The sequence below is a fragment of the Chitinimonas lacunae genome (assembly GCF_042650885.1).
Lineage (GTDB): Bacteria > Pseudomonadota > Gammaproteobacteria > Burkholderiales > Chitinimonadaceae > Chitinimonas_A > Chitinimonas_A lacunae.
In genome coordinates, this window is record NZ_JBHSBU010000001.1 from 500,850 (window position 1) to 518,327 (window position 17,478).

A 17,478-nucleotide genomic window follows, 5' to 3' on the forward strand; every position below is an offset into this window, starting at 1 on the left:
GCCCGGCCGGGGGGAAGTGGCGGGTGGGGTGGTTTCATTGCTTGGAGGAGGCGGAGAAGTCATTGGCAATAGAAGTGGGAGATTTATTTTTTATTTTTTTGGAGCAAGGATTGGGCCTTGAAGTCATTTGGCAAATAAATTTCTATTTGCCGTCTCCGTCTCCGTCTCCGTCTCCGTCTCCGTCTCCGTCTCCGTCTCCGTCTCCGTCTCCGTCTCCGTCGTCCTCCGGACCCGCCAGCGAGTGATCGAGCTTTCCCTACACCACAAAGCGCTGAATCTGTCCGGCCAGGGTCTGGGCCAGTTGATTGAGATAGCGCGACACATCGGTGGCGGAGGCGACCGAGGCGTGGTTTTCCTCGCTCATCTGGGCGACCCGTTCGATATTGCTGGCGATGCTGTCAGCGGCGATGCCTTGTTCCCGCAGGGCGGTGCTGACTTCATTGAGACGGCTGGCGGTGTTGTTGCTGGTGGCGCGGATCGCGCTCAGGGCGACGGCCACTTCGCGGGTGGCTTCGACACCGCGTTCGATCATGGTCCGGGTCTCGCTCATGCTGCGGAAGGCTTCGCGCGTATCGCGCTGGACTGCCTCGATCTTGGTGGAAATATCGGTGGTGGCCAGCGTGGTGCGTTCGGCCAGCTTGCGCACTTCATCGGCCACCACGGCGAAGCCGCGTCCCGACTCACCGGCGCGGGCAGCCTCGATGGCGGCGTTGAGGGCCAGCAGATTGGTCTGATCGGCGATTTCCTTGATGGCCCGCACGATGCCGTCGATTTCGCCCGAGCGGGCATTGAGCGAATCGATCACGGTCGTGGCATGGTCGAGGGTTTCGGCGATCCGGCTGATTTCGTCGGTGGCGCCGTTGGCGAGCTGGCTGCCTTGGGCGGCGTTGCGATCGGTCTGTTCGGCCGAGGCACGGACGGCGTCGGTGTTTTCCGAGACCACCTGAAGGCTGCTGGTAAGTTCCTGGATCGCGGCGGCCGTGGCGGAGGCCGCTTCGGACTGGCGCGAGGAGGCGGTCGAGACCTGGTCGGCGATATCGGCCAGGCTGTTGGCCGACTCGGCCACCAGCGAGGCGTCCTGACGGGCCGACAGGATCAGTTGCTGCATCGAATCGAGCATGGTGCGGAAAGCCTGCAAGGTGCTTCCTACCTCATTGCGGCCGCAATCGGGCAGCTTGGTGGTCAGGTCGTTGTGGCGGGCGATCCGTTCGGCGGCTTTCTGGGCTTCGGTCAGTGGACGGCGGATCGAGACGGCCACCTGCCAGGCGATCACAATGCCGATCAATAGCGCCAGTCCCGCGAGCCATAGCAGCCGTTCTATGGTGGCGGCCCGTACCTGGGCTACCTGGGCGCGGGCCTGTTTGGCGGCGGCTTCGGTCTGCTTGTGCAGTTCAGTCAGGCTGCCTTCCATGGCTCGGATATGGTTGCGGAAAGCATCACTGCCCTGGTAGGCCGCAGCGATATCGGGGAATTTGCCGGCAGCGAGTTCGGTATGGAAGGCCTGATAGCCCTCGCCATAGCGCTGCATCTGCTGCTGCAAGGTGGCGATGGCGCTGCGGGTCTGCGGCGGAATATCGAGCTGATGGGCGCTGTCGAGATAGGCGACTGCCTGGACGTGGCTTTCCTTCCATTTCTTCAGATATTCCTCGAGTTTGGCGGTATTGCCATTGTTGAGGATGCTGTCCTTTTCATAGCGGCGCAGATTGCCGGCCAGGTGGCGGACGCCGTTGATATCGAGGTTGAGCGCAATATCGGTGGCGATCAGTCGATCGACCGTGGCTGCCTGGCTGCTGACCCCCCAGTAACCCACACTGCACAGGCCGATCATCAGCAGTAGCAGCAGGCCGAAACCCAAGCTGATCCGGGTGGCGAAATTCAGGTTTTGCATGACGGTAGTCCCCGACGAAAACGTCCAGACACGAGCGCCAACTGGGCCGGTACTTTGCCTAGCCTTGGCGGCCAATACTGCATGATAGCACTCGCTGGTTTTCAGTCTAGACAATTCGCGACGTCCGTCGCTGCTGTTTCCCCATGAACGATTTCGTGCAAACCACCACCCCTTATCAACTGCTGGGCGGCGAGACGGCCGTGCGCCGTCTGGTCGAATGCTTCTATCAGATCATGGACAGCGACCCGGTCGCCGCCGGGGTGCGTGCCCTGCACCGGGAGGATCTGAGCGAGCCACGTGAGCGGCTGTTCATGTTTCTGTCGGGCTGGTTGGGTGGACCGCAACTATTTGTCGAGCGCTTCGGCCATCCCAAGCTGCGGGCCCGCCATCTGCCGTTTGCCATCGACGAGCGGGCGCGCGATGAATGGCTGTACTGTATGTACAAGGCCATGGATGAACTCGAAGTTTCCGGGGAAATCCAGCTTAACCAGGATATGCGCGACCATCTGGAGCAGGCGTTCTGGCGAACCGCCGACTTTATGCGTAACCGGGAAGGTTGAGTGAAATTGGGTGGCGTAGGCAGATTTTTTTCCTTTGGTAAAAACTCGCCAATATGTCTTGCGTTGTAATTTCCTGAAATTTCAATTTTTAGGTGCCGCTGACTCCGGACGGTCCGGATTCCCCGCTCAGGCGTAGACGTGCAGAGTGTTCGACGTCGTCTCGCCAGTCTGACGATAGGCGCGGCCGACATGGTCAGGGTCGCTGGCTGAGCGGGTCTGGGCGCGTTCCAGCGCCAGCTGGGCGCGGGCTTCGATGGCCATTTGCTGGGCCTGGGCGGCAATCGCACGGTCGGCGCCCGATGGGTCGTGCGGGGCGAGGGCGGCGCGCTGGAGCTGTTCGGCGCGACGGAGGGTTTCTTCGGGCGTGGCGCCTGGGGAAGTGTCGATGCTGACTTCACCGCCAATGGCGTAATTGACCCCATCCGGCCCACGCTGATAGACATAGCTGGCCCCGGATAGGGCCAGCCCACCTGCGGCGGCCAGGTGGGCCATTTCATGCTGGCGCACTTCCTGATCGCGCGCCTTGAGTTTCTCGACCTGTTGGCGTTCTTCTTCGCTGAGTTCCTGACTGCCTTGCGCCTGGGCACCGGACTTGCTCGTTTCCGCTTCAGCTTCCGTGGCACGGCTGGTTCTACCGTCGCGTGGCGTGCTGGGGTAGAGGGAAAACGATGAGTTTAAGGCTGAGACGTTCATGATACGGCGCTGGAGAAGGGGGGCTGTCGTCTATTCTAGTGCGACGGAAACGGCCTGATCCGAACTTTGATTGACAAGGCAAGGTTTTGTTTCGTAAGTGATTTCATCATAGTCGCTTCGGCGGCGGCTGCTGCCGCCGGGGCCGTGTCCACGGACCTTGGCTGCCGATCTGGTAAACTCGGCGCCGGCTCTCTGCTCAAACGGCGCATGCTGGTAAAAAATTACAAACTCATCCTGCTGTCCTGCCTGTTTGCCAACTCGGTCTGGGCTGCCGGCATCGAATATCGCGTCGATGTCGAGGCGGCCGAACCGATCCGCAAACTTCTGTCCGAAAACCTCGATATCGTGCGCTGGCGTGACAGCGGCATGGTCGATCGCGAACAGCTCGACCGGCTGCATGCCGCCGCACCACGCGAAATCGCCGAGCTGCTGGCCACCCAGGGCTATTTCTCGCCCAAGATCGAAGCCAAGCTGCGACCCGAAGGGAATGGCTGGCAAGCCATCTATCAGGTCGAACCGGGTCCGCTGACCGAAATCGGCGATGTGACCTTGCGGCTTAACGGACCGATCCGTGACGAACCCGACTATCGGCCGCGACTGGCCGAAGTGATCGAGGTCTGGCCCCTGCCCACCGGTGCGATCTTTACCCAGCAAGGCTGGGACAATGCCAAGCGACGCGGTTTGCAGGCGTTGTTGATCGACCGCTTCCCGGCCGCTCGGATCGCCAACAGCCGCGCCCAGGTTGACCCGGCCGTGCAGCAGGCCGAACTGGAGGTCGAATACGATTCCGGCCCGCGCTTTACCTTGGGCGAGCTGCGCATCAGCGGCCTGTCGCGCTATCCGGCCGCGATTGTCGAGCGCGCTGCCCGTTTCCGCCCGGGTGACCCCTATACCCAACAAGCGCTGCTCGATCTGCAGCGCGAACTGCGCAATCTGCCGTATTTCTCATCGGTCCTGGTCGAAGCCGAAATCGACCCGGCCCGGCCCGACCGGGTGCCGGTACGGGTCGATGTGACCGAGGCCCCGCGTCAGGCGGTCAGCTTCGGTATCGGTTACGGCAGCGACAAGGGCGAGCGCGGCTCGCTCGATTACCGTCATCACAATCTGTTCAAGCGCGGCTGGCTCGGTTCGGTGCTGATCGATGTGGAAAAGCGCGAACAGACCGCCGGCGCCGGTATCCAGTGGCCGCCCGTGGGACAGGAATTCCGCTACAGCCTCAACTACAAGTACACCCATTCCGACGTCGCCGAACTCGAAGAAAGCGAAAACCGGCTGACCCTGCAACGGGCGCGCGAACGCAACGGCATTACGGTCGAGCAATCGCTGACCTATGTGACCGACCGCTCGCGCTTTCAGGAGGAAGACTGGCTCAAGCGCCGTGCCCTGGTGCTGAGCCAGAGCTGGACCCGCAAGCGGCTCGACGACGAGGTTGACCCGCGCCGTGGCTCGGTGCTGTCGTGGCAACTCAGCGGAGCACTCAAGGGTCTGTTGACCGACACCAACTTCATGCGTGCCTATAGCCGCGCCCAGTTGTACTTCGGCGTGGGCGAACGCGGCCGGGCCATTGTGCGCGGCGAAATCGGTCAGGTGCTGGCCGACAAGACCAGCGATGTGCCGAGCGACTGGCTGTTCCGCGCCGGCGGCGCCGGTTCGGTGCGCGGCTACGACTACCAGCGGCTCGGTATCGAAGACGGCCGCGGCGGGGTCTTGCCCGGTCGGGTGATGAGCACCGTTTCTCTGGAATACCAACATCCCGTGGTCGAGCGCTGGCGTGCCGCCGTGTTTGTCGACCGGGGCGGTGCCGCCGACCGGTGGGAGACCTTCAAGGCCCAGACCGGCGTCGGGGTCGGGGTGCGCTGGATCAGCCCGGTCGGCCCGCTGGCCTTTGACGTGGCTCAGGGCCGCGGCAGTCGCAATGAAGCCGGTGAGCGTCGCACCCAGTGGCGCTGGCACTTCTCGCTGGGAGCGACATTTTGAGCGCCGAAGCCCAAGTCCAGACCCCGGCACCGACCCCACGGCGCCGCCGCTTCCTCGCCGGCTGGGGTGGCCTGTTGCTGGGCTTGCTGTTTATTTCCGTGCTGGCGGGCCTGCTGCTCGCCACGGCCAGCGAAACCGGCACCCGCGCCTTGTTCCGGCTCGCCGGCTGGCTCAGCGCCGATTCCCTCCGGGTCGAGCAGGTCCATGGCAGCCTGTGGGGCGAACTGCGGCTCGAAGGGCTGGTGCTGCGCAGCCAGGACAGCACGGTCACGCTCGACCGGGCCGTGCTGCGCTGGCAACCGCGCCGTCTGGCAGCCGGTGAGCTGTGGATCGACCAGTTGGCGCTGGGCCAGCTCAGCGTCACCAGCAAGCCCTCGACCGAGCCGACCCGATTGCCCCAACGGCTGACCTGGCCGATTGCCATCCAACTGCGCGACGCCCGTCTCGACAGTCTGCTGGTGGACGGCAAGCCGGTACTGGGTCCAGCCCGGGCCCGGGCCGATAGCGATGGCAATATCCACCGGCTCGAATTGCATCAGCTCACGACGCCCTGGTTTGGGGTGGCAGGCCGGCTGATGCTCGATGGACAGCATCGACTGGCCTTGGGGGGGGAAGTGCGTCTGTTGGCGGAGGAGTGGACGGTAAACAGTGTGGTCGCCGGCCGGCTCGATTCGCTGGAGCTGCGCGGCCAGGGCAGTGGCGGACCGTTCTCGGGACATTTCGATGCCTTGATCCATCCATTTGCCGAAACCAGCCAGACCATGCTGAGTTATGCCCGGATCGACAGCACCGGCTTCGATCTGGCGACCCTGGGGGCCCGACTGCCACGCAGTGCGCTCGATCTGCGGCTCTATGCCTTGCCGGCGGCCGGCATGGTCAAAGGCACGCTCGATCTGAAAAACCGGCTGGCCGGCGACAGCCGCGCCGGCCGTCTGCCGCTCAAATCGCTCGCTGCCGATTTCCGGCTCGATCAGAGCGGCGTGCTGCTCGACCGGCTCGATGCCGATCTGGCGGGCGGCCGTCTGCTGATGCACGGGAAGGGGTCGGCACAACGGGTCGATCTGGAAGCTGAATTGAGCCGGATAGACCCGGCGGCATTCGGCGGTCCGGCACTCCCAATAGACGGCCGACTGACGCTGATCGGGCCATTGGAGCAACCACTGATCGAGGCCGATGTGGAACTGGCCGGCTGGCGGTTGCTGACCCGGGCAGAATGGCTGCGGGCTGCCAATTCGTTTGAATTTCCGTCGCTGATCCTGAGCCGCGAACAGGCCAAATTGAGCCTGATCGGCAGTCTGGCGCTGGGCGAGCAGGCCGGGGTCGAATTCGAGGGTGATCTTGACCATGTTGACCCGGCCAGTCTTGGCCCGCTGTTGCAGGTCAAGGGTCTGCCGTCAGGCGACATCAATGCCCGGCTGCGCAGCGAAGTGCGTTGGGCCAGGCAGCTCGATGCCCTGGTCGATCTGGTATTGCGGCCAAGCCAGCTCAACGGTCAGCCGGTGGGGGGCAAGGCCAAGGGACGTTGGCGGGCGCAGCGCCTGTCTGATGTCGTGCTCGATCTGAATGTAGGGCGCAATACCTTGCAGGCCGAAGGCGCCTTCGGTCAGGCTCAGGACCGGCTGCTGGCCCATTTCGCGCTACCGGCACTCGCTGATCTGGGCAAGGATTTCGGCGGTCAGGCCCAGGGGCAGTTGACGCTGGCCGGCAGCTTCCGGCAGCCGCGCCTGAGTGGCGAGGCGCTGATCGAAGCCTTGCGGTTGCCCGGCGGCGTCAGGGTCGAGCGGGCTGAACTCAAGGCCGATCTCGACGCCAGCCCGCAGCAGCCGCTCGATAGCCCGATGAATATCTCGCTGGGCGCGCGTGGGGTGGCACTGGCCGATCTGACGCTTGGCCGGGCCGATCTACAGATCAAAGGTCGGCGCGGTGCCCATCGTGCCGAACTGAGCGCCGAGGGCAATTGGCAAAACCAGCGCTTCGAGCTGCGTACGGCAGCGGCAGGCGGTCTGGTGGACGAAGTCTGGCGCGGCACGCTCGAGCGGCTCGATGCCGGCGGTGACTGGCCGGTCAGGCTCGCTGCGCCCGTGCGGCTGCAACTGGCGCAGAACGGCCAGAGCGGCCGGATCGAATCCTTGCAGGCCAGTGTGCTGGGCAGCGAGCTGCAACTGGCCGAAGCCGAATGGCGGCCCGAGCTGCTGCGGCTGCGCGGCGACTGGCGTGGCGTGGCGGTCGATCGCTTCATGCGCCGCTTTATTGCGGAACCGCAGAATTTCCGCACCGATCTGGTGGTCGCCGCCGCCGTCGATGTACGGCTCGACCACAGCCTGAACGGTCAGATTCGCCTGCAGCGCCAATCGGGCGATCTGGTGCTCAATAGCCCAGGCAATGGCGCCGGCAGCCGCTCGATTGCCTTGCAGCTGAGCCGGGCCGAGGCAGTGCTCAATCTGAGCGGCGACCGGGCAGCGCTGGAGGCGCAGTTGCGCAGCCAGTCGTTTGGTTCGCTCGATCTGCGTGGCGCCACCCGGCTTAGCCAGGGTGAGGCCGGCTGGCACTGGAGTGCCGATGCGCCCGTCGAAGGGGCGCTCAATGCCAGCATGCCTTCGCTGGCCTGGGCCGGACCGCTGCTTGGACCGACCGTTTCGCTCGAAGGCCGCTTCGAGGCGGCGGTCAGCGTCAGCGGTCGCCGCTCCGACCCGCAATGGCGTGGCGAACTGCGCGGCGATCAGATGGCCGCCCGATTGGTCGAGCTGGGCGGCAACTGGCACGACGGCACGCTGCGCGCCACGCTAGAAGGTGATGTGGTACGCCTTGACCAACTGACCCTGCGCGGCGGCGACGGCACGGCCAGTGCATCAGGCGTGCTGAGCCTGGGTGGCCGGCGACCCGATGCCAAGGCAAGCGTCCGTTTCGAGCGTTTCGGCGTGCTGACCCGGCCAGATCGGCGACTGACGGTCAGCGGCAATGGCGAGCTGGCCTTTGCCGACGAGGCACTGACCCTGACCGGCCAGTTGCGCGCCGATGGCGGCCATATCGAATTGCCGCGCGCCGATGTGCCAGCCTTGGGCGACGATGTGGTGATCATCGGTCGGCCGCGTGAAACCAAGCCAAGCGGCCGGGCGCCGCCGATGACGCTGGCGCTCGATATCGATCTGGGCGATAAGCTGCTGTTCCGTGGGCAGGGGCTCGAAGCCCGACTGGGTGGGCAGTTGCGCTTGCGGGCCAGTCCGACCCAGACGCTGGCCGCCAGCGGCAATCTGACCGTTTCCGATGGCCGTTATGCAGCCTATGGCCAGAATCTGGTGATCGACCGGGGCGTGGTGTCCTTTGTCGGGCCGATCGACAACCCGGCGCTCGATGTGCGGGCGATCCGGCCCAATCTGCCGGTGGTGGTGGGGGTGCAGGTCGAAGGTACGGCGCTGGCGCCTCGGGTGCGGTTGGTGTCGGAAGAACCGATGCCCGACAACGAAAAACTGTCCTGGCTGGTGCTGGGCCGGCCCAACCCCGACAAGGCCGATGCCAGCGTCCTGTTGACCGCGGCCGAAGCCCTGTTCTCCGACCGCGATTCGGTCAGCATGCGCCAGCAGCTGGCCGACCGACTGGGGCTGGACGATATCAGCATCACCCGCAGCGACGCCTATACCAAGGAAGGCGAACGCGAAACGGCGCTGTCGGGTCGCGTGGTGAGTCTGGGCAAGCGTCTGTCCGACCGGGCCTATATCAGCTACGAACAAAGCCTGAGCGGCATCGGTTATGCGGTCAAGCTGGCCTATACCCTGTCGCGGCGCTGGTCGATCAAGCTGAGCGCCGGCGAGACCACATCGGTCGATTTGCTCTATACCCTGTTGTTCGATTGATTGGCGATACCTTTATCCATGTCCTTACTGTTTTCCCAGCCTTTTGTCTTTGTCGATCTGGAAACCACCGGCGCCAACGCCAGCCGGGACCGCATCACCGAAATCGGGGTGGTCGAATGGCGTGACGGTCAGGTCGAGGAATGGAGCACCCTGGTCAACCCCGGGGTGCCGATCCCGCCCTTTATCTCGCGTCTGACCGGCATCAGCGATGAGATGGTGATCGATGCCCCGAGCTTTACCTCGATTGCCGAGGCCGTGCACGAGCGACTGGCCGGTCGGGTGTTCGTGGCCCATAACGCCCGTTTCGATTACGGTTTTCTGAAAAACGAGTTCAAGCGGGTCGGCCTGCCTTTCCGGGCCCGGGTGATCTGCACGGTCAAGCTGTCGCGACGCCTGTTCCCCGAAGAGTACAAACACAATCTCGACGCCGTGGTGGCCCGCCACCAGCTCGAAGCGGCCGGCGACCGCCACCGCGCGCTGACCGACGCCCGCCTGATCGAGCGCTTCATGGCGCAGTTGCGTGAGCGGCTGGGCGACGATGCGCTCAACGCCGTCCTCGAAGAACTGAGCCGCCAGCCTACCTTGCCGCCAGGACTCGACCCCGAGGTGATCGACGATCTGCCCGATGGTCATGGCGTCTATCTGTTCTATGGTCAGAACGATGTGCCGCTCTATGTGGGCAAGAGCAATCATCTGCGCAAGCGGGTACTGGCGCATTTCGCGGCCGATCATCGCGCCGACAAGGAAATGCGGATGGCCCAGCAAGTCACCCGTATCGATTGGGTCGAAACCGCCGGCGAGTTGGGCGCGCTGCTGACCGAGGCGAAGTTGGTCAAGTCGCTGCAACCGGCCCATAACCATCAGTTGCGCCGCCAGCAGGACCTGTGTGCCTGGCGTTTCGAGCCCAATGCCGAGGGCGACGCCAAGCCCGAACTGGTATTTGCGCGCGATATCGATTTCGGCCGCACGGCTGGGTTGCATGGCCTCTATACCAGTCAGCGCGAAGCCACCAATTCGCTGCGCAAGCTCGCCGAGGTCAATAAGCTGTGCCCGATCATGCTGGGGCTGGAAAAACCGTCGCGGCGCGGCAACGGGCCATGTTTTGCCTATCAGGTAGGCAAATGCCGTGGTGCCTGCGTCGGCAAGGAAGCCGCAACGGTTCATCAGGCACGGGTGGGGGCGATGCTGGCCAAGTTCCGCCTGAGCAACTGGCCTTACCCGGGCCTCATCGCGATCCGCGAACGGGCCAGTTCAGGCGAGGCGGCCGATCTGCATCTGGTCGATCATTGGCATTATCTCGGCACCGTCAGCGATGAGTCGGCACTGCATGAGCTGCTGGACCAGCGGCCGTCCGGGACTTTCGAACTCGACGATTACAAGATTCTCAGCAAATTCCTGAAAAGCACCGCCAATGCGGAAGTGGTGCTGCTCGACCCATAATGCAGTGCCGTTGGAGGCCGAATGGTCGCTCAAGCGTCGCTTGAGTTGGCGAGCGGGTAGAGAATCGATGCGGCCATGCATCCGTTGAGCGTGGTGGTCGGGTTGCTGAATGGCGGACTCCTGCTTTAGGGGGGGCAAGTTAAATATTTATGCGTCTGATGTGCTAGATGTATGGCTGGAATGAGAAATAAATAAAATAATTCTGTGATAGAGATGGCTTGACCGTGAGGCACCTCTAGGTGCATATCCAGAAAAAGCGTGCAACAGGCGCTAGCGCATTTCCAGCCAATTCGGCGTCAGTGGGTCCGGACCTCAGCGCGCTATCAGGCTTGGCGGCGATACCGATTCACATGGAAATGCTCTCGTTCCCATCGAGACAGGAGGCGATGTGCAGCAGCCCGAACTTCCATCTGCCGTGATGCGCTGGGTCAGGCGCGGTGAAATCGATCTGATCGAGATCGACCATCCCGTCGGTCGTGGCCTGGTGTCCCGCCAGGGCGCACAACTGCTCGATTGGCAGGCGACCGACCAGCCGCCGCTGATCTGGCTGTCGCCCGCCACCCGTTTCGAGGCGGGCCGGCCCTTGCGCGGCGGCATTCCGCTCTGCTGGCCCTGGTTCGGCCCTCGTCCGGGCTTGCCGGCGCATGGCCTGGTGCGACAGCGCAATTGGCGGCTCGAAGCCGCCAGCCACGATCCGGAAGGCTGCACGCTGCGCTGGCGACTCGATAGCGACCCCGAACAGCGCGCACTCTGGCCACATGATTTCGAACTGGTGCTGACCATGCGACTGGGGCTGAGCATCAAACTGTCACTGGCCATGCGTGTCCCGAACGATATCGACGAGCCGGTCTCGTTTGCTTTCCACAGCTATCTGGCACTACCCGATGTTAGAACGGCAACGGTCGATGGCCTGTCCGGCAGTATCCGGCACGACAAGCTCAGCAATGGGGCGCCCACGGCGCAGTGCGGAATATTCCAGCCCGGCAAGCAGTGCGACAGCGTATTCACCGACGCTTCAGGCAGGTATGTGCTGCAACGCGCGCCGTGGCCGGCGCTACGGATCGAAGCGGAAAACTGCCCCAGCGCCATCGTCTGGACCCCAGGCGAGCAGGGCGCGGCGGCGATGGCAGATATGGCTGACTGGTCGGGCATGCTATGCGTCGAAACCGGCGCCGCGCTTGCTGATGGTCTTCGTCTGCAAGCCGGCCAATGGCATCGGGTGGTGACGCGGATAGGGGTGGTGGAGGCTTGAGTGGAAGGAAAAAGGACCGAGGAAAATCGGTCCTTTTCTTTTGAGCAAACGTATCCGATCCTGCTGCGGTTCTCCGTGAACAACCAGATCGGTCTGTCTGGACATGACCTTATACGGCAGATACTCGAAAATAAAATAACAGGAAAAAGAGTTTGCTAGGCTGCAAGCGCTATCTACTTAAAAATAAAAACTTGCAGCCATACTGGCTTTAGGCAAACAAAGCCAGCACACCATCAAGCCCGATATGGTTGAAGGCGTAAGCAGCCTGGGCCTGGACCACAGGTTTGGCGTGGTAGGCGATGCCGTAATCGGCGGCTGCCAGCATCCGCAGATCATTGGCGCCGTCACCGAGGGCGACGACCCGTCCGGGTCCAAGGCCGAGGTGGCGGCGGGTGGATTCGAGTTCGACGGCCTTGGTTTCGGCGTCGACCATCGGGCCGACCAGCCGGCCCGTCAACTTGCCTGCCGACGTTTCCAGCACATTGGCAACCGCGCGGCTCAGGCCCAGCCGCTGGCGCAGGCGTTCGGTAAAGAAGGTGAAGCCGCCTGAGATCAACAGGCTCTGGGCGCCGGCTGCGTGCAGTGTCCGCAGCATCAATTCGGCACCCGGGTTCAGGCGCAGCTTTTCCGTATAGACCCGCTCCAGCACAGCTTCTTCCAGCCCCGCCAGCAGCGCCACCCGTTCAGTGAGACTCTGCCGGAAGTCGATCTCGCCGCGCATCGAACGCTCGGTGATCGCGGCGACCTGCGGCTTCAACCCCAGACCGTCGGCAATCTCGTCGATGCACTCGATATTGATCAGGGTCGAATCCATATCCATCACCACCAGCCCGACGTCGGCCAGTTGAGTGTCAGCCGGCATAAAGGCGTAGTCGATGGCCTGCGCTGCGCAATGCGCCGCCACGGCCTCGTGGCTGGCCGGATCGGCATCGACCAGCCGGAACGCCTGATGGCCAAGCCCCGCCACCTGCACCGCCTCGATGGCACGGGCATGGCTGAGGCGGGCCAGTTGCTTCAGGTCGCCGGTGGCAATATCGGGAGCTTGCAGGATCAGCTTATGCGTCATGGCTGGGCACAAAGGTCTGGAGCCGACCATCGGCGATGGTCAGCAGGGTGCCGGCACGGGCGGCCAGCTCGGGGTCGTGGGTGACGATCACCAGTGCTGTGCCGAGCCGCTCGTTCAGGCGCAGCATCAGGTCGAACACGACGTCGGCGGTGCGGCGGTCGAGATTGCCGGTGGGCTCGTCGGCCAGCAGGCATTTGGGCTCCGTCACCAGACCACGCGCAATCGCCACCCGCTGGCGCTCGCCGCCCGACAGTTCGCCGGGCTTATGTTGGATGCGATGAGCCAGCCCCACCTGCTCGAGCATCGCCGCTGCGCGCGACTCGGCCTCGCGGCGCGGCAGGCGGCGGATCAGCAGCGGCATGGCGACATTTTCCAGTGCACTGAATTCGGCCAGCAGATGGTGGAATTGGTAGACAAAGCCCAGGGAGCGGTTGCGCAAGGCGCTGCGCGCCGCTTCACCCAGGGAAAACGGGTCGGTGCCGGTGATCCGTAGCGTCCCGGCACTGGGCCGGTCGAGCGCGCCCAGCAGGTGAAGCAGGGTGCTTTTCCCCGAGCCCGAGGCACCGACGATGGCCAGACGCTGGCCGGCGCTGACCGTCAGATCGATCGCTTCGAGCACGCTGACCTTGAGGGCGCCATCTTCGTAGCGCTTGGTCAGACCGTGCGCTTCGAGAATCGTCTCGGCGGCAGGCGCCGCGGATGCAGGCGTCAAACCCGCGTCGGGCAGATCGATGCCGGGAGCGTTGATATAGAGCTTGGTGGCGTCATTCATAGCGCAGCGCCTCGGCCGGGTTGACCCGGGATGCGCGCCAGCTCGGGTAGAGCGTGGCGATAAAGGACAGCAGCAGCGACACGATGGCAATCGTCACCACATCTTCGCTTTGAATCTCGGATGGCAGCTTGGTGATCATATAGACCGAGGCCGACAGGAACTGCACCCCGAAGAGCCGTTCCAGAAATGCCACGATATCGCCCACGTTATAGGCCACCAATACCCCGAACAGTACGCCGCACAGCGTACCGAAAATACCGGAGCTGGCCCCCTGGATCATGAAGATCCGCATGATGCTGCCAGGCGAGGCACCGAGTGTGCGCAGGATGGCGATATCCGCCTGCTTGTCGGTGACTGCCATCACCAGCGTGGAGACCAGGTTAAACGCGGCCACTGCCACGATCAGGGTCAGGATCAGCGTCAACATGCGCTTTTCCATCTGGACGGCGCGGAAGTAATCGACGTTTTCCAGCGTCCAGTCACGCACCAGCAGCGATTGGTCAATCTGGCGCTCCAGCGCCAGGCGCAGCGCCGGCGCGCCCATCGGGTCGCTCAGCTTGTAGCGTAGGCCCGATACCTGCTCGCCCATGCGGAATAATTTCTGGGCATCGGAAAGATGGATCAGGGCGAGGGTGGCGTCGTACAGATGGATATCCATGCTGACAATGCCGACGACGGTGAAGCGGCGCAGACGCGGCACCACACCGGCCGGGGTGACATTGCCTTGGGTGGTATAGACAGTTAGCTTGTCACCGACGGAAACCCCCAGGCTGCGGGCCAGTACCGAGCCGAGTACGATACCGAAGCCATCGGGTTTCAAGGCTTCGAGCCGGCCGGCCGCCATGCGGGCGGCAAAGCCCGTTACCCGGTTTTCCAGCTCGGGTTCGATGCCGCGCACGATGGTGCCCTGGGAGGCCCCGTCGTAGTAGAGCAGGCTCTGGCCTTCGACGAAGGGCGCGCTGGCGAGCAGGCCGGGCTGGCCGTTGAGGCTTTGCGCCACGCTGCGCCAGTCGTTGAGCCGGCCGTCGTAACCGGTGATCTGCAAATGGGAAGTCACCTCGAAGGTACGGTTGCGAATATCGCGCTGGAAGCCGTTCATCACCGACAGCACGATGATCAACGTCGCCACTCCAAGCGCGATGCCCAGGACCGAGACCAGGGAGATAAAGGAGATAAAGCCGTTTCGGCGCTTGGCCCGCGTATAGCGCAGACCGATCAGCCATTCGAACGAAGCCACGGCGCTAGATGTCGAAAAAAGAGCCGCAGTGTGCCACAAGCGGGGCGCCGCGCCAAACCGGGGCGGCTGCTTCGGGTAGAATCCGCTTGATGCGGCATCCACTTGAAGTCCGTTTCATAAACGGGGGCAACCTAGATGATCGAAAAACTGATGCGCCTGTTCGGGCGCGAGTCCCGCGAAGATCAAGCGGTGGCGATCGTTGCCAGCGCCTTGCCGCTGGCGCCGGTGCAGGCCATGCAGTCGATCAGCGACTGGTTGGCGCAAGAGGCGCCGCGCTTTGCCGCGCGCAAGGACGGCCTGCAAATCCTGCGCCGCATCGACCCCGATCTGCGCACGGTGGCCGAGAGCGCCATCAACGGCATGGTCGATGCCCATGCCAACCATGCCCGTTCGACCCTGCTGCTCCAGACCACCGTCCCCTACTGTGACACCATCCTGCGCACTTATACCGAAGCGCTCAAACGTGAAGTCGAGATGCTGGCCAAGAAGCCGCAGTATATCGGCCTGGTCCAGGCCAGCGTGTCGAGCTGGCTCTACTGGATCGGCCGCGAGCATGTGGTGCGCTTTGTGCGCGAACCCCGGATGGACCGTCTGCCCTGGCATGAGATCCGTCCCCTGGTCGAATTCGCCCTGGGCCTGGGCGGCACCCTGGCCGCCCGACTGGCCCGGCCTGAAGGCGAAAGCGGCCGGCTGCAAAAGCAACTGGCCCATCTGGTGCTGCTGTCGCGTACCCTGTCGCCCGATCTGCAAGGCCGCCAGCTGCTGATTGCCGATCGCATCGCCGATACGCTGGCGAGCTTTATCCATGTCAGCCAGCAACATTCCGATTCCACCCCGTTTGGCCAGGTCAGCGATGACGATAATCCGCCCACCATGCTGACCCAGGTGCCGACCAAGCTACAGGGCCGTGGTCTTTACTACGGTCTGGAAAAGACCCTGCTCGAATTGATCGCCCTGGAAAACCTGATCAGCACCCAACACAAGCTGCCGCAGAAACTCGACCCGGCCGGCGAACTGCAAGTGGCCGAGACGCTGACCGTCATCAAACACCTCAAGAACCGCTGGAGCGGCCGCGAAGCCAAGCGGCTGGCCGAGCGGCGCGCCATTTCGGGCACGCTGTCGGTGGCCTATGAATTCGCCGCGCTGCGCCGCCTGGTGTCGGCGGCGCTGGCACCGCCCAAGACCCAGACGGTCGAGCGTTGCGAGGTCGAGGACGTGAGCGCAACGGGCCTTGGTCTCAAGCTCAGCCGCCATAAGGGCTGGGCCAAGATCGGGCTGGTGGTCGGCATCAAGACCGATAAGGACAATAACTGGCGCATCGGTGTGCTCCGTCGTGTGCTCGTGCGCGGCCAGGGCGAGGTGTTTGCCGGCGTGCAGATGTGGTCACGCGACCCCGAATCGGTGCGGCTGACCGTCAAGGCCAAGGTGTCGCAGTGGGAAATGGTCAGTCAGGTCCAGTCCTACGACAATCTGCTTGCCCTCTATCTGCGCCCCGACAATGGCACGGCCCAGCAACATCTGCTACTGACCGCCAAGCCGGAACTGCAAGTGGGCCAGCTCTACGCCGCGCCGGCGACCCGCGATGGCGACCTGTCGTTCCGGGTATTGTCGCAACAGGAAATCTGCGTCGACTGCGTCGTCTACCGCTGCGAGCTGCTGACGCTGGCACCGCCGCCTGTCGATACCGTTGCCAGTGATCGCGGAGAGGTGCAATGAGTTTGACGGTAGTGATCCCGGCCGCCCGTTTTTCGGCCGCCCAAGGCGTCGATCCGACACTCGACCTTGATCTGCCCGGTTTACGGGCGCTGCTGGGGCGGGCCGATCTGGCCGAGACGGCCGGCTCAAGCCCCGAGGCGCTGCTGCGCGGCTGGTTTGGCGCAGAAGCGGTGGGCGCGGCACAACTGGGCCTGCGCCTCGACTGGCCCGATGCACCGCCAGGCTTCTGGCTCAGGGCCGATCCGGTTCATCTGCGCGCCGACCGCGATGCCGTGCTGCTGCTGGGCCATGGCGGCCTTGGCATCGACCCATCCGAGGCCGAAGCCCTGACCGGCGCGCTCAACCGGCTGTTCGGTGCCGACGGCCTGCATTTCTACGCCCCCCATCCCGATCGTTGGTATCTGCGGCTCGACCAGGACCCCGGTCTCACCACCACGGCTCCGGTCGAGGTGCTGGGCAGCGATATCCATCCGCATCTGCCACGTGGCGAAGCCGCCCTGCGCTGGCACGCGCTCATCAATGAAATGCAGATGCTGCTCTATACCCATTCGGTCAACGATGCGCGCGAGCTGGCCGGCAAACCGGCCGTCAATTCGCTGTGGCTGTGGGGCGAGGGTCCGGCGCCGGCCGATCTGCGGCGGCCGTTTGCTCGGGTCTGCGGTGACGATGCCACCTTGGCCGCGCTGGCCGTGGCGGCCGATGTGCCGCAGCGGCCGCTGCCGCCCACGCTCGATGGCGAGGTCAGCGGGTCCGACACGCTGCTCTGGCTCGATGCACTGAGCGGGCCTGGCCGACTGGGCGACCTGATGGCCTGGCGCGAAGCCTTGCAGGCGCTTGACCACGTTTGGCTGCAAACCCTGTTGGCTGCCTGGAAAAGCGGTGCAATTCCCCATTTGCGTCTGGTCTTTCCCGACAGTGGGGGAAATCTCACTGCCGAATTGAAGCCGGCGACGCGCTGGAAATTCTGGCGCGGTGCCGCACCTGTGCGCCGTCTGGCCCTGGCCTGAACGCTTCCCTGGATATTTC

The 17,478-nt window shown here is 63.9% G+C and carries 12 protein-coding genes; 7 read left to right on the forward strand and 5 right to left on the reverse strand.

Annotation, left to right across the window (positions count from 1 at the left end; genetic code table 11):
- Positions 1-256 precede the first annotated feature (256 nt).
- Positions 257-1,888, reverse strand: a complete 1,632-nt coding sequence (locus ACFOW7_RS02135; RefSeq protein WP_378160519.1) for a methyl-accepting chemotaxis protein — start codon at positions 1,886-1,888, stop codon at positions 257-259.
- 143 nt (positions 1,889-2,031) lie between these two features.
- Between ACFOW7_RS02135 and ACFOW7_RS02140 the strand changes: the two genes are divergently transcribed.
- Complete coding sequence (locus ACFOW7_RS02140) at positions 2,032-2,448, forward strand: group II truncated hemoglobin (protein ID WP_378160521.1); 417 nt, start codon at positions 2,032-2,034, stop codon at positions 2,446-2,448.
- A gap of 126 nt (positions 2,449-2,574) precedes the next feature.
- Here the strand turns inward: ACFOW7_RS02140 and ACFOW7_RS02145 are convergent, their stop codons facing one another.
- Positions 2,575-3,141: a putative metalloprotease CJM1_0395 family protein gene (locus ACFOW7_RS02145; RefSeq protein WP_378160523.1), complete on the reverse strand. Its 567-nt coding sequence runs from the start codon at positions 3,139-3,141 to the stop codon at positions 2,575-2,577.
- A 207-nt stretch (positions 3,142-3,348) separates the two neighbouring features.
- Here ACFOW7_RS02145 and ACFOW7_RS02150 point away from each other — a divergent pair, with 207 nt between their 5' ends.
- The 4 genes from ACFOW7_RS02150 (at position 3,349) to ACFOW7_RS02165 (ending at position 11,661) form a co-directional block, all read left to right on the forward strand.
- Positions 3,349-5,118, forward strand: a complete 1,770-nt coding sequence (locus tag ACFOW7_RS02150; RefSeq protein ID WP_378160526.1) for an autotransporter assembly complex protein TamA — start codon at positions 3,349-3,351, stop codon at positions 5,116-5,118.
- On the forward strand, positions 5,115-8,969 hold the full coding sequence (locus ACFOW7_RS02155; RefSeq protein WP_378160528.1) for a translocation/assembly module TamB domain-containing protein: 3,855 nt from the start codon (positions 5,115-5,117) through the stop codon (positions 8,967-8,969). Before ACFOW7_RS02150 ends, ACFOW7_RS02155 begins: the two co-directional genes overlap by 4 nt.
- An 18-nt stretch (positions 8,970-8,987) precedes the next feature.
- Entirely contained in the window at positions 8,988-10,409 is a 1,422-nt protein-coding gene (locus tag ACFOW7_RS02160; protein ID WP_378160530.1) for a 3'-5' exonuclease family protein, read from the forward strand.
- 388 nt (positions 10,410-10,797) lie between these two features.
- The gene (locus ACFOW7_RS02165) at positions 10,798-11,661 is read left to right on the forward strand and encodes a D-hexose-6-phosphate mutarotase (RefSeq protein WP_378160532.1); all 864 of its coding nucleotides are present in this window, start codon (positions 10,798-10,800) and stop codon (positions 11,659-11,661) included.
- Between the two features lie 208 nt (positions 11,662-11,869).
- On the opposite strand, the gene serB is transcribed toward ACFOW7_RS02165, so the two are convergent.
- Genes serB through ACFOW7_RS02180 form a run of 3 tightly spaced genes read right to left on the reverse strand, consistent with a single transcriptional unit; the run spans position 11,870 to position 14,736 of the window.
- Positions 11,870-12,727: a phosphoserine phosphatase SerB gene (gene serB / locus ACFOW7_RS02170; protein WP_378160534.1), complete on the reverse strand. Its 858-nt coding sequence runs from the start codon at positions 12,725-12,727 to the stop codon at positions 11,870-11,872.
- Positions 12,717-13,499 (reverse strand): lipoprotein-releasing ABC transporter ATP-binding protein LolD, encoded by a 783-nt coding sequence (gene lolD, locus ACFOW7_RS02175; protein WP_378160536.1) that lies wholly within the window; start codon positions 13,497-13,499, stop codon positions 12,717-12,719. Before lolD ends, serB begins: the two co-directional genes overlap by 11 nt.
- The gene (locus tag ACFOW7_RS02180) at positions 13,492-14,736 is read right to left on the reverse strand and encodes a lipoprotein-releasing ABC transporter permease subunit (RefSeq protein WP_378160538.1); all 1,245 of its coding nucleotides are present in this window, start codon (positions 14,734-14,736) and stop codon (positions 13,492-13,494) included. Before ACFOW7_RS02180 ends, lolD begins: the two co-directional genes overlap by 8 nt.
- Before the next feature lie 135 nt (positions 14,737-14,871).
- Here ACFOW7_RS02180 and ACFOW7_RS02185 point away from each other — a divergent pair, with 135 nt between their 5' ends.
- Together ACFOW7_RS02185 and ACFOW7_RS02190 are read left to right on the forward strand one after the other, a co-directional pair.
- Positions 14,872-16,452 (forward strand): hypothetical protein, encoded by a 1,581-nt coding sequence (locus ACFOW7_RS02185; RefSeq protein ID WP_378160541.1) that lies wholly within the window; start codon positions 14,872-14,874, stop codon positions 16,450-16,452.
- Entirely contained in the window at positions 16,449-17,459 is a 1,011-nt protein-coding gene (locus ACFOW7_RS02190) for a hypothetical protein (RefSeq protein WP_378160543.1), read from the forward strand. The genes ACFOW7_RS02185 and ACFOW7_RS02190 overlap by 4 nt, the downstream gene beginning before the upstream one ends.
- Positions 17,460-17,478: the final 19 nt, after the last annotated feature.